At 60.0% G+C, this 13,006-nt stretch carries 11 protein-coding genes; 6 read left to right on the forward strand and 5 right to left on the reverse strand.

The window, feature by feature from the left end; genetic code table 11:
- Positions 1 to 124 precede the first annotated feature (124 nt).
- Entirely contained in the window at positions 125 to 682 is a 558-nt protein-coding gene (locus C7534_RS14355; RefSeq protein ID WP_109786150.1) for a PQQ-dependent catabolism-associated CXXCW motif protein, read from the forward strand.
- 56 nt (positions 683 to 738) lie between these two features.
- Positions 739 to 1,404: a response regulator transcription factor gene (locus tag C7534_RS14360; RefSeq protein WP_046031434.1), complete on the forward strand. Its 666-nt coding sequence runs from the start codon at positions 739 to 741 to the stop codon at positions 1,402 to 1,404.
- 88 nt (positions 1,405 to 1,492) lie between these two features.
- Here C7534_RS14360 and nahK read toward each other — a convergent pair whose 3' ends face one another.
- The 4 genes from nahK to C7534_RS14380 all read right to left on the reverse strand — a co-directional run bounded on the left by nahK (position 1,493) and on the right by C7534_RS14380 (position 7,574).
- Positions 1,493 to 4,087, reverse strand: a complete 2,595-nt coding sequence (gene nahK, locus C7534_RS14365) for a hybrid sensor histidine kinase/response regulator NahK/ErcS' (RefSeq protein ID WP_109786151.1) — start codon at positions 4,085 to 4,087, stop codon at positions 1,493 to 1,495.
- Entirely contained in the window at positions 4,056 to 5,219 is a 1,164-nt protein-coding gene (gene nosP, locus C7534_RS14370) for a nitric oxide-sensing protein NosP (protein WP_046031436.1), read from the reverse strand. The genes nahK and nosP overlap by 32 nt, the downstream gene beginning before the upstream one ends.
- Positions 5,220 to 5,373: 154 nt before the next feature.
- Entirely contained in the window at positions 5,374 to 6,558 is a 1,185-nt protein-coding gene (locus C7534_RS14375) for a porin (protein WP_046031437.1), read from the reverse strand.
- A gap of 209 nt (positions 6,559 to 6,767) precedes the next feature.
- On the reverse strand, positions 6,768 to 7,574 hold the full coding sequence (locus C7534_RS14380) for a sulfite exporter TauE/SafE family protein (protein WP_109786152.1): 807 nt from the start codon (positions 7,572 to 7,574) through the stop codon (positions 6,768 to 6,770).
- 161 nt (positions 7,575 to 7,735) lie between these two features.
- Between C7534_RS14380 and C7534_RS14385 the strand changes: the two genes are divergently transcribed.
- Positions 7,736 to 8,599, forward strand: a complete 864-nt coding sequence (locus tag C7534_RS14385) for an MBL fold metallo-hydrolase (protein WP_109786153.1) — start codon at positions 7,736 to 7,738, stop codon at positions 8,597 to 8,599.
- Positions 8,600 to 8,761: 162 nt separating this feature from the next.
- Here the strand turns inward: C7534_RS14385 and bkdR are convergent, their stop codons facing one another.
- A complete protein-coding gene (gene bkdR / locus C7534_RS14390; protein ID WP_027923281.1) occupies positions 8,762 to 9,250 on the reverse strand; it encodes a Bkd operon transcriptional regulator BkdR in 489 nt (162 codons plus the stop codon).
- Between the two features lie 185 nt (positions 9,251 to 9,435).
- On the opposite strand from bkdR, the gene C7534_RS14395 reads away from it, so the two are divergent.
- Genes C7534_RS14395 through C7534_RS14405 form a run of 3 tightly spaced genes read left to right on the forward strand, consistent with a single transcriptional unit; the run spans position 9,436 to position 13,003 of the window.
- Positions 9,436 to 10,671, forward strand: coding sequence for a 3-methyl-2-oxobutanoate dehydrogenase (2-methylpropanoyl-transferring) subunit alpha (locus tag C7534_RS14395; RefSeq protein WP_046031440.1), 1,236 nt, complete (start codon positions 9,436 to 9,438; stop codon positions 10,669 to 10,671).
- Between the two features lies 1 nt (position 10,672).
- Complete coding sequence (locus C7534_RS14400) at positions 10,673 to 11,731, forward strand: alpha-ketoacid dehydrogenase subunit beta (RefSeq protein WP_109786154.1); 1,059 nt, start codon at positions 10,673 to 10,675, stop codon at positions 11,729 to 11,731.
- Positions 11,732 to 13,003: a dihydrolipoamide acetyltransferase family protein gene (locus C7534_RS14405; RefSeq protein WP_109786155.1), complete on the forward strand. Its 1,272-nt coding sequence runs from the start codon at positions 11,732 to 11,734 to the stop codon at positions 13,001 to 13,003.
- The last annotated feature ends 3 nt before the right edge of the window (positions 13,004 to 13,006 follow it).

Raw genomic sequence — 13,006 nt, forward strand, 5'->3', positions numbered from 1 at the left:
CACCGTTGATCTTCATTGAACACGGCAAAATTACTACTTTAGTACGGGTTTACCTGTCTATCGTCTCATTCCCAACGCACCCCGACTGGCATGTAATAGGTTCATAACTATAAGGATTGAACCCATGCCGCGTGCCCGACGTTGTCTGTTGCGCCCTACTCTCGCTGCGCTGTCGCTGAGCCTGTTGCTGGGCACCGCGCAGGCTGAGCCAGCGCTGTTTTCGCCCGATGGCTATCGCATCGACCTGTACCGCAGCCCGACGCCCAACAGCCTGCAAGGCGCGACGCTGATTGACACCCCTGCCCTGCAAGACCTGCTCAGTCAAACCCCTGCCCCGATTCTGATCGACGTCTATCGCCGCCAATGGCTGCAAGGGCGTTTTATCGAAGACCAGCCCCATGAAAACCTGCCCGGCAGTCATTGGCTGGCCAATACCGGCGACGGCAACCTGACGCCCGACTGGCAGGCTTACTTTGCGCGAAACCTGAAGGCATTGACCGCCGGCGATCCGGCGCAACCGCTGGTCTTCTATTGCCGCTCCGACTGCTGGTTGAGCTGGAACGCGGTTAAACGTGCCGCCACCATGGGCTATAAGACGTTGTATTGGTATCGCGACGGCCTGGACGCCTGGCAAGCGGCAAACCTGCCCGTGAAGCCCGCCCGGCCCGAACCTTTCCCCTGACCTTTACGCTGGCGTGTTGTTGCCACACCATAATCAAAATAATGAGGTGAAAGGCTATGTACAAAATTCTGATTGCCGACGATCACCCGCTGTTCCGCGAAGCAATTCATAACGTCATCAGCGATGGTTTCCCGAACAGCGAAGTCATGGAAACGGCCGACCTCGACAGTGCCCTGGCGCTCACTCAGGAACACGACGACCTGGACCTGATCCTGCTCGACCTGAACATGCCCGGCATGCATGGTCTCAATGGCCTGATCAACCTGCGCAACGAGGCGCCCACCATTCCGGTGGTGATTGTCTCCGCCGAGCAGGACAAACAGATCGTCCTGCAAGCCATCACTTACGGCGCCGTGGGCTTCATCACCAAGTCTTCGCCGCGCACGCAGATGACCGACGCCATCCAGCAAATCCTCAACGGCAATGTCTACCTGCCCCCGGACATCATTCGCACGACCAAAAGCAGCACTCACCGGCGGATGAACGACACCCCGAGCTTCCCGCCCGAACTGCTCCAGGCCCTGACCCGCAAGCAATTGCAGGTGCTTGAGCGCATGACCAAAGGTGAGTCGAACAAACAGATCGCCTACACCCTGGAAATTGCCGAAACCACGGTCAAGGCCCACGTCTCGGCGATCCTGCGCAAACTCAACGTGCACAACCGGGTGCAGGCGATCTTGAGTGCCGGGGATATTGATTTCGGGTCTTATTTGCGGCGTTGAAATTAGGGGCAACCGATGGACCGCGTCGCCCCCATCGCGAGCAAGCTCGCTCCCACAGGTACAACGCGACCCTTATGGGAGCAAGCCTTCAAGGCCTGCCGAGTAGATGGCTCATCGCGGTCTTGAGTTTCATTGGCCGCACCGGTTTGTGCATCAGGGTATGGCCCAACTCACGGATTTGCAGTTTGAGTTCATTGCTGTAGTTGGCCGTGATCATCATTGCCGGGATCGGTGAAGCCCGACGGGCATTGATCCGGGCGACGGCGTCGACACCGTTCTGATCGTTGTCCAGATGGTAGTCCGCGATCAGCAGGTCGGCCTCGGCGTGGTAGTTGTCCACTTGCCGGGCCAGATCCTCTTCCGACAGCGCCGTGACCACCCGACAACCCCACCCTTCCAGCAACGTGCGCATACCGGCGCAAATGGTCGCGTCGTTGTCCAGCACCCATACCCGCGCGCCGCGCAAGCGCTCAAGCATCGGCTCGCTCATCTGCAATGTCGGCTGAGGCTTGGGCGCTGTTGCACTCAACGGCACTTCGACCGAGAACATCGAACCCTTGCCCGGCCAGGAGCGCACCTGGATGCGATGCCCGAGAATGCCGGCAATTTTCTCGACAATCGCCAGGCCCAGTCCCAGGCCGCGATCCTGATCCGGACGCTGCACGTCACCGCGTTTGAACTCCTGAAAAATCTCTTCCAGGCGATGTTCGGCGATGCCCATGCCCGTGTCCCAGACCTGAATCAATAACCGCTGGTGATGGCGTCTGCAGCCCAAAACCACACGACCGCTGTAGGTGTAACGAATCGCATTGCTCAACAAATTGCGCAGGATGCGCGCCAATAGCTGGATGTCACTGCGCACCAAGGCCGAACAGGCAACAAAGCGCAGTTCAAGGCCCTCGCTGCGCGCCACCTGGGTGTATTCAGCCGCCAGGTTTTCCAACAGTTCGCTCAGGGCGAACGGCGCAATATCGGCCTTGATCACCCCGGCATCGAGCTTGGAAATATCCACCAGCGTGCCCAACAGGTTTTCCACGTCTTCCAGGGAGTTACTGACATTGCGCACCAGAATTTCGTTGGAGATGGGCTCGCGCCGCTCCATCAATGCACTGGTGAACAATCGTGCGGCGTTCAGCGGTTGCAACAGGTCATGGCTGACCGCCGCCAGAAACTTGGTCTTCGACAGGTTGGCCTGCTCGGCTTCAAGCTTGGCCTCGCGCAAACGGGATTCCACCCGACGACGCTCATCGATTTCACGCAACAACTGGTCATTGAGGGTGGTCAGTTCTGCGGTGCGCTCACACACCCGCAGCTCAAGATTCTGGTACGCCTGGTGCAACGCCTCGGCGGTACGGCGGCGTTCGGTGATGTCGCGAATCAACACGAAAATCCCCACCACCTCCCCTGTCGCCAGTCGATTGGGCACATAGGAGCGCAGCATGTAGCGTTCCTGATTATTGACGTTGGTCTCGGCGAACTCGAACGTGACGCTCTCACCGGCCAACGCCCGGGCCACGTAAGACTCCAGGCGCTGGTAATGCTGTTCGCTGTGCACTTCACGCAGGCTCTGACCGAGCATCACGCCACGGGGCCAGCAGTACCACTCTTCGTAAACTTTGTTGGTGAACTCGTAAACCAGATCGGCATTGAGGTAGGCGATCAGCGCCGGGACGTGGTCAGTGATCAGGCGAATCCAGCGCTCGCTTTCACTCAGTGCCTCGGCGTGCTGGTAGCGCTCGGTGATGTCGGTGAAGGTGTTGACGAATCCGCCAGTGGGCAGCGGATGCGTGCGGATCTCCAGGACCCGGCCGTCATAGAGGCGTTGTTCGCATTCCTGTACAGGCCGGCCGTTGCCATCGCGACTGGCCGGGGTGAGCAAATTCAACTCCGTGTCGGCAATCACTTCGGCAAACGGTCGATGGGCAGCAACCGGTGCCAGGCCGCTCAATTCGAGGAAACGCCGGTTCCACAACTCCAGGATGCCGTCGGCGTTGACCATGGCGACCCCTTGGGACAGGTTATCGACCGCCCGCTGCAACAAATGCGATTTCTGCGCCACGGCCTGCTCGCGGCGCACGGTTTCGCTGAGTTTGACGTCAGTAATGTCGGTGAACAGGATGACCCGCCCGCCTTCCTGAGTCGGCCGCTCGCTGACCTGCAGCCAACGTCCGTTCAGCAGGCGATAGAGCAGGCTCTCGTCAGCATTGCCGCGCGGTTCTTCGGTGAACAACCCGTTGTTCATCATCAGGCGCTTGACCTCGGTCAGGCGCATGCCCGCGTTGATCCGCACCCGGCTGTTGCTCCAGAACGCCTTGAAGCGGCTGTTGAACAAGACAATTCGCTGGTCGGCGTCGAACAATACAAAGGCATCGGAAATGCTCTCGATGGCATCGATCAGATGTCGATGCGCCGTTTCGGCGCGCAGGCGTGCCTCACTGAGCAAATGATTGCCAGCCTTGAGTTCGGCCATGGCCTGGTTCAAGGCATCGGTGCGCTCACGCACCTGCTCGGCCAGCACCACTGAGTGCTGGAACGCCGCATATGGATCGTTGCCGCGCGTGATGCCGGACTCGATGCGCTCGATCAGCGCCGCGTTGATGCGTTGAAGTTTGTGGTTATCGTGCAGCAGGCTGGCGACTTCTGCCTGGAGTTCAGCGGTGCCCCGGGGACCGGCCTCGGGCAATGGCAACGCCGGTGAAGGTCTGGTTGATGTGCATGCCATTGAACTGTTCTCCGTAGGTGTTGAAACCCATCACCCGCTGCTCGCGCAAAAACGTTCCGATTGCGTCGAGACTGCCGTCGTCTTCCAGCTCCAGACGCCTGAGAAAGCAGTCACAACCGATGGTCAGCAACAAGTCGCCCAAGCGCTCCTGTAACCCCTCGAACAGGTTTTGCAGGTTCGGCAACATCGGGCCTGGGGTCATGGCGGTGAGCACGATGCCGTTCTCCACGGCGCAGTAAAAACTCAGGCTCAAGTCCGGGTGCACCTGCTGAATGGCGCGCACGTAATACTGTTCGTTGATGCGCACGGCCAAGGGGTGTGCAGCGAAGATCCGGTGATCCAGCTCATCAACCGGAACGCCAATGTGCCTGGCGTACTCGGCGGCGGCCGGTTCGGCGTTGAGTTCATAGACTCGGCGCGAGGCGCTGTCGGCCCCGGTGACCACCAGTTTTTCGGCCCTGGGCAGAATGTGGTGGGTGGTGAACACTTCAAAATCCAGCCAGGTATTGACCAGCACCACCACTGCCGCGCCGCTGTGGAATTCGCCGTCGAAGTAAACGTGGGTATGGGTCAGGTAATTGTCGTCACCGGCCGAACCGCCAAAATGCGGAATGTCGCCCAACGCGGCACTGAGCGCCGCGAGGACCATTTCTTCACGGCTGGACAAACCATCGAGCAACGTCAGGGCAAAGCTGTTGCCCTTGATCGGGGCCAGGGTGTTACTGCGACAGCCACTGACCAGACGCTCGACCATTTGCTGGGCATCGATCAGGCTGAAGTGTTCCATTTCGTCGATCAGCTCGACCGCAATGGAGAAGTGCCGATGATCAAAACCCACTGCCGTCACGCAATTGCGCCCATAGCCCAGCGGGGTGATTTCCCCGGCGCTGGTGCAACCCACCAGACGAATACCGCCGAAGCTGTGTTGCAAGGCCTGCCCTAGCGCCTGCAAGTCATACTCGGCGGAACAGAAAAACAGCACGAAACCCAGATGCGGGTGCAACAATTGCCGCGCCAGTTCTTGCGCCACTTGCCGGGCATCGGTGGCTTGGGACATTGCGCTGACAATGCCTGCGCCTTGGGCCTGCTCCATGATCGCCCCCCGCAGGTGCGTAGATATGAGGCATGAGTGTACGAAGCCTGTGGGTCGTAACGAATGCTACTTGGGTAGCGGGTAACCACTTCGATGGGATGAGAAGGGTCGAGACCCCGGCTGCGATGCGCACAGCCAGGGTCACGACCAAGGGTTACCAGGTCAACACGGCCCCCACCGCAACGGTATCGGTGTTTTCGTTCTGGGCGCTGGTGTCATGACCGTTGATTTCGAACTGGTTGTACTCGGCGACAAGTTTGAGGTTGTCATTCACGTCATGGAACAGCGCAATACCGCGCGTTTCGTAGTCCGCGCCACTGCCGACCACGCCATTGCCATCATCGTTGGTCTTGCCGTAGGACAGGGCCAGGCGGTTTTTGCCCAGTTTGTAGGAGCCTTGCAGCAGGTATCCGTCGCTGTCGACGTTGCGCAAGGTTGGCTCGCCGGCGTTGTTGGTGAAGAACGGATTGATGCCTTTGGCCTGGAACCCGGACCCGGTGAGTGACAACCCGCCCATCTTCGCCTGCACGCCATAGCCAACCCCTTTAGAGGTGACTGTGTTGACGGTGGAGTCGGTATTGTCCGAAGTCTGGTAACTGCCATTGACCCAGCTGTAGATCTTCGCCCCGGCGACGTCGAACTGGTACGTGATCTCGCTCTCGGTGCGCGGGTTTTCCTGATAAGCCTTGCCCGTCGGGCTGCTGTCGTTGGTATCAACCGGGTCCATGATCCCGACCGCTACGCGCAAACCGTCCATGACCGGCGTGCGGTAGGTGATCTGCGATGTCGGGAACGGATACGGATACCCGGTGCCGATGTTGCCGAACGAGACGCCGCCGCCATCCACCAACCCCAAGGTATCGCTGACCTGACCGTAACCGGCGAGCATTTCATCGAGCAGGATGTTGGAGCGGGCAAACAGGCCGAAGTCCTTGCCGATCAGCACTTCACCCCACTCAGCGTTTGCCACCGTACCGTAGAACTGCCGCACATCGATGGCGGTGTCGGTGCCGTTGGTTTGGCTGTCGTTGATGGTCACCCAAAACGAGGCCCGGGCACCGAGCTTCAGGTCATCGACCTGCTTGCCCATGTTGAAGCCCAGGTAGTTGGGCAGAAACCCCATCTTTACCCGCGCCTGTCGGCGGTCGAACTGATCACCGGCACGGTCGACATCGCTGTTCACATAAAATGCGTTGATGTAGCCGTCGGTCGAGAATGTGGTCTGGTCCTTGTCATACAGCATGATCTCGGCCTCGGCCATTGAGCTCAGGCCAAGGCCGGACAGGCTGGCGATGAAGAGGGGTAAAAAGCGATGCTTGACGTTCTTATTGTTGTACATGGCGCGCTCCGCGACAGGGGACGAGGTGTCGGAAGCGATTATCGAAAGGTGACCGGCGGCGCCATACGCTGCCTTGGGAGCGGTGCTCAAGTGCTTTGGCAGGGCCGGGAACGCATGACAACTACGGTGTAAGACCGGCCGTCGGCACGGCCCGGAACTCAAGGTGTAGGTCTGTTGACCCACTTGGAAGTCATAGACCTCAGTACTGGCTAAACGCCTACTCTGAACAGCATATAAGCCGCAATCACCATGCAGATGCTGGCAAAGCCCACCTGCAGCGCCCGGGCCGGCACATGCGCACAAAGCTTGCGGCCAACGATCATGCCGGCGATGCTGGCGACGATGAAGATTGCGCCGAGACTGTCGATTCGCACGCCGGCATGAAACGCACCGATCACGCCGATGGCGGAAATCAGGCTGATCACCATCAAGGAAGTGGCAACGATGCCGCGCATCTGCACATCAGTGAGCTGCTTGAACGCCGGGACAATCAGAAAACCGCCGCCCACCCCAAGCAGCCCCGACACCACACCGGTAACCGCGCCGAGCGCGGCCAAGGTCGCCGTACATTTGGCAGTCCAGGAAAAACGCCCGGTCTGCTGATCGAGCATGCAGTTTTTCTGGCCCCAGTTGGCGTGGCCGTGATCGCTTGGCCCTTCGTCCTTGCGTTCACGTCGCAGCATCCGCCAGGCAACCATGACCATCAGCATACTGAACAGGACCATCAGGATTTTTTCCGGCAACTGATGGGCGAAGTAAATGCCGACCGGTGAAAACACCGCGCCGAGTAACGCGATCAGCAACGCCGCGCGATAACGCACCAGGCCATGCCGCAATCCGTCAATCGCCCCGACCGCCGCCGCACTGCCCACGGCAAACAAGGCGACGGGTGCCGCTTGGGTCATGGTCAAGCCCAGCCCCAATACCAGGGCCGGCACCGCAAGAATGCCGCCACCGGCCCCGGTCAACCCGAGGACCAGGCCCATGACCACCCCAAAAAAACTCGCCAGCAACATAAACCACTCGTGATCTGCGAAAAAAAGCCGGGACCGCCCGGTATCGATGACTGACAGGATAGAGCCCGCGCAGATTTTTTCATCATTTGAATTAATCCGGGCTGGCCAATGCGGGGAAAATGAATCTACCCTCAGCACTCGCCCAGTAAGAAACGCTCACCATGCCTGCCCTGATCAAAGCCTTCCTCGACCCCGCCTCGTCGACCTATAGCTACGTGATTTATGAAACCGATGGCGGCCACTGCGCCATCGTCGACCCGGTGCTCGATTACGACCCGGCGGCCGGGCGGACCGCGACCACCCAACCCGACAAGATCATCGCCTTTGTTCGTGAACATCATTTGCAGGTGCAATGGCTGCTGGAAACCCACGCCCATGCCGATCACTTGTCTGCCGCGCCTTACCTGCGCCGCGAGCTGGGCGGCAACATTGCGATTGGCCAGTCGATCAGCCTGGTTCAGGGCGTGTTCAAAAACCTGTTCAACCTGGAGCCGGAATTTCGCATTGACGGCTCGCAGTTCGATCATCTGTTCGCACCGGATGAGTCGTTCATGATCGGCAACCTCAAGGCCACCGCCCTGCACGTACCCGGCCACACGCCGGCGGACATGGCTTACCTGGTCGACGGCGATGTGATTCTGGTGGGCGACACCCTGTTCATGCCGGATGTGGGCACCGCGCGTTGCGACTTTCCCGGCGGCAACGCGAATCAGTTGTTTACCTCGATCCAGAAATTGCTGGCGTTTCCGGCCAGCGTGCGTCTTTACATCTGTCACGATTACCCGCCCGAAGGCCGCGAATCCCAGTGCATGACCACGGTCGGCGAACAGCGTAAAAGCAACATTCACGTGCATGACGGCATTGATGAGACCGCCTTCGTTGAAATGCGCACGCGCCGCGACGCCGGGTTGGGCATGCCGAACCTTCTGCTGCCGGCGATTCAGGTGAATGTGCGGGCCGGGAATCTGCCGCCGCCTGAGGACAATGGCGTGACGTACCTGAAAATCCCCATCAACAAACTCTGACGTTCGATTACTTCCACGCTGACTCCCCACCCTTCGTAGCAGCTGTCGAGCACCGCGAGGCTGCGTCTGCGGTTTACCTGACAAAACTCGATGGCCAGGTTTGCGACGGCTGCGCCGCCGGACGCTGCCTCGCGTGGCTCGTCAGCTGCTACGGGGACGGGGTCAGCTCGAAAGGGTCAGGCCGTTGGCCGGCAATGGCAGTGCGGTTTTGTAGCGCACTTGCTTGAGGGCAAAGCTTGAACGGATGTTCGCAACGCCAGGGACTTTGGTCAGGAAATCCATCATGAAGCGCTCCAGCGACTGAATGGTAGGCACCAGCACCCGGATCAAATAGTCCGGGTCGCCAGCCATCAAATAGCACTCCATCACTTCCGGGCGATCCGAGATCGCCTCCTCAAAATGTTGCAACGCTTCTTCCACCTGCTTCTCCAGGCTCACGTGAATGAACACATTGACGTGCAGCCCAAGCAGATCGGCATCCAGTAGCGTCACTTGCTCACGAATCAAGCCCAGTTCTTCCATCGCCTTGACCCGGTTGAAGCACGGTGTCGGCGACAAGTTGACCGAGCGTGCGAGGTCGGCGTTGGTGATGCGCGCATTCTCCTGAAGGCTGTTGAGAATGCCGATATCGGTACGGTCCAATTTGCGCATGAGACAAAACCACCTGTTTTTTTTGTATATGCAGATTTTTTATCCCCAAATGATCTCCAGTGCAACGAAACAGAGATAAATATTCTTCTTCGCCGGGCCTATGATTGTTGTAGGACAAGATTTCTTCCACAGAAGAATGACGGTCAGCTCACTACAAGAAATTCACAAGATCGAGCGTAGAAGCCATGAACCAAGCGTACGAACCGCTGCAACTGCACGTTCCCGAACCATCGGGCCGTCCTGGCTGCAAAACCGACTTCTCCTACCTGCGTCTGACCGACGCCGGCACGGTGCGCAAACCTTCCATCGACGTCGAACCCGCCGACACCGCCGACCTGGCCAAAGGGCTCATTCGCGTGCTCGACGACCAGGGCAATGCCCTCGGTCCGTGGGCTGAAGGCGTACCGGTCGAGATCCTGCGCAAGGGCATGCGTGCCATGCTCAAGACGCGGATCTATGACAACCGCATGGTGGTCGCCCAGCGTCAGAAAAAAATGTCGTTCTACATGCAGAGCCTCGGCGAAGAAGCCATCGGCAGCGGCCAGGCCCTGGCGCTGAACGTTGATGACATGTGCTTCCCGACGTACCGCCAACAAAGCATCCTGATGGCACGAGACGTGCCGCTGGTGGACCTGATCTGCCAACTGCTGTCCAACGAGCGCGATCCGCTCAAGGGCCGTCAGCTGCCGATCATGTATTCGGTCAAAGACTTCGGTTTCTTCACCATTTCCGGCAACCTCGCCACCCAATTCGTACAGGGTGTGGGCTGGGGCATGGCCTCGGCGATCAAGGGCGACACCAAAATCGCTTCGGCCTGGATCGGTGACGGAGCCACCGCTGAATCAGACTTCCACACCGCCCTCACCTTCGCCCACGTGTACCGTGCGCCGGTGATCCTCAACGTGGTCAACAACCAGTGGGCGATCTCCACCTTCCAGGCGATTGCCGGTGGTGAAGCCACCACGTTCGCCGGTCGTGGCGTCGGTTGTGGCATTGCCTCCCTGCGGGTTGATGGCAACGATTTCGTCGCAGTCTATGCGGCGTCTGCCTGGGCCGCCGAACGCGCCCGCCGCAACCTCGGCCCGACCATGATCGAATGGGTCACCTACCGCGCCGGCCCCCACTCCACCTCCGATGACCCGTCCAAGTACCGTCCTGCCGACGACTGGAGCTACTTCCCGCTGGGCGACCCGATTGCCCGCCTCAAGCAGCACCTGATCAAGATCGGTCACTGGTCCGAAGAGGAACACACCGCCGTCAGCGCCGAACTGGAAGCCCAGGTCATCGCCGCGCAGAAAGAAGCCGAACAGTACGGCACCCTCGCCGGTGGCCAGATTCCAAGCGCCGCGACCATGTTCGAAGACGTCTACAAAGAGATGCCGGAGCACTTGAAGCGCCAGCGTCAAGAGTTGGGGATCTGACATGAACGACCACAACAACAATATCAAGCCGGAAACTGCCATGACCACGACCACCATGACCATGATCCAGGCCCTGCGCTCGGCCATGGATGTGATGCTTGAGCGTGACGACAACGTCGTGGTCTTCGGCCAGGACGTCGGTTACTTCGGCGGCGTGTTCCGTTGCACCGAAGGCCTGCAGACCAAGTACGGCACCTCCCGGGTGTTCGACGCGCCGATCTCCGAAAGCGGCATCGTCGGTGTCGCCGTGGGCATGGGCGCCTATGGCCTGCGCCCGGTGGCCGAGATTCAGTTCGCCGACTACGTGTACCCGGCATCGGACCAGATCATTTCCGAAGCCGCCCGCCTGCGCTATCGCTCGGCCGGTGAGTTCACCGCACCGATGACCCTGCGCATGCCTTGCGGCGGCGGTATCTACGGCGGCCAAACCCACAGCCAGAGCATCGAGGCGATGTTCACTCAGGTGTGCGGTCTGCGCACGGTCATGCCGTCCAACCCATACGACGCCAAGGGCTTGCTGATTGCCTCCATCGAAAACGATGACCCGGTGATCTTCCTTGAGCCAAAACGCCTGTACAACGGCCCGTTCGACGGCCACCACGACCGCCCGGTTACCCCATGGTCGAAACACCCGGCCGCACAAGTGCCGGACGGCTACTACACCGTGCCGCTGGACGTCGCCGCCATCGCCCGTCCGGGCAAGGACGTGACCATCCTGACCTACGGCACCACCGTTTACGTCTCGCAAGTGGCCGCTGAAGAAACCGGCATCGACGCTGAAGTCATCGACCTGCGCAGCCTTTGGCCGCTGGACCTGGAGACCATCGTCAAATCGGTGAAGAAAACCGGACGCTGCGTAGTCGTTCACGAAGCGACCCGCACCTGCGGCTTCGGCGCCGAACTGGTCGCCCTGGTGCAAGAGCATTGCTTCCACTACCTGGAAGCGCCTATCGAACGCGTCACCGGTTGGGACACCCCCTACCCGCACGCACAAGAGTGGGCGTATTTCCCTGGTCCGTCCCGTGTGGGCGCGGCTTTGCATCGGGTTATGGAGGTCTGAATGGGCACGCACGTTATTAAAATGCCGGACATTGGTGAAGGCATTGCAGAAGTTGAATTGTCACAGTGGCACGTCAAGGTCGGCGATCTGGTCGTCGAAGATCAGGTATTGGCCGATGTCATGACCGACAAGGCGATGGTCGACATCCCTTCCCCGGTCCACGGCAAGGTGATTGCGCTGGGCGGTGTGCCTGGCGAAGTCATGGCGGTTGGCAGCATCCTGATCAGCATCGAAGTGGAAGGCGCGGGCAACGTTAAAGAGTCGTCCCAGCCGGCCCCGGTTAAAGAAGCACCGGTTGCAGCCCCTAAAGTTGAACCCGTTATCGCCAGCAAACCCGTCGCTGCCGCAGCGCCGCGAGTGGCTGCCTGCCAGGGCCCAATGGTGGCACGCGAGGCCGACGAACGCCCGCTGGCCTCCCCGGCCGTGCGCAAACACGCGCTGGACCTCGGCATTCAATTGCGTCTGGTGCGTGGCAGCGGCCCTGCCGGACGCGTGTTGCACGATGACCTCGACGCCTATCTGGCGCAGGGTCAGTCGAATGCATCGACCGTGCCCTCTGCATACGCCCAGCGTAACGACGAAGAACAAATCCCGGTCATCGGCATGCGCCGCAAGATCGCCCAGCGCATGCAGGACGCCACCCAGCGTGCCGCACACTTCAGTTATGTTGAAGAAATCGACGTCACCGCCGTCGAAGAATTGCGCGCGCACCTGAACGAAAAACACGGTGCGACTCGCGGCAAGCTGACCTTGCTGCCGTTCCTGGTCCGTGCCCTGGTCGTTGCCCTGCGTGATTTCCCGCAGATCAACGCCCGTTATGACGACGAAGCCCAAGTCATCACCCGCCTCGGCGCGGTGCATGTGGGCATCGCCACCCAGGCCGACATCGGCTTGATGGTGCCGGTGGTGCGTCATGCCGAAGCCCGCAGCCTGTGGGACAGCGCGACTGAAATCTCCCGTTTGGCCACCGCCGCACGCAATGGCAAGGCCAGCCGCGATGAACTGTCCGGTTCGAGCATCACCCTGACCAGCCTCGGTGCGTTGGGCGGCATTGTCAGCACCCCGGTGTTGAACCTGCCGGAAGTGGCGATTGTCGGCGTCAACAAAATCGTCGAGCGCCCAATGGTCGTCAAAGGCCAGATCGTGATCCGCAAGATGATGAACCTCTCCAGTTCCTTCGATCACCGTGTGGTCGACGGCATGGACGCGGCGCAATTCATCCAGGCCGTTCGTGGCCTGCTCGAACAACCCGCTACCCTGTTTGTGGAGTAAGGC

This window comes from Pseudomonas sp. OV226 (assembly GCF_003148705.1).
GTDB lineage: Bacteria > Pseudomonadota > Gammaproteobacteria > Pseudomonadales > Pseudomonadaceae > Aquipseudomonas.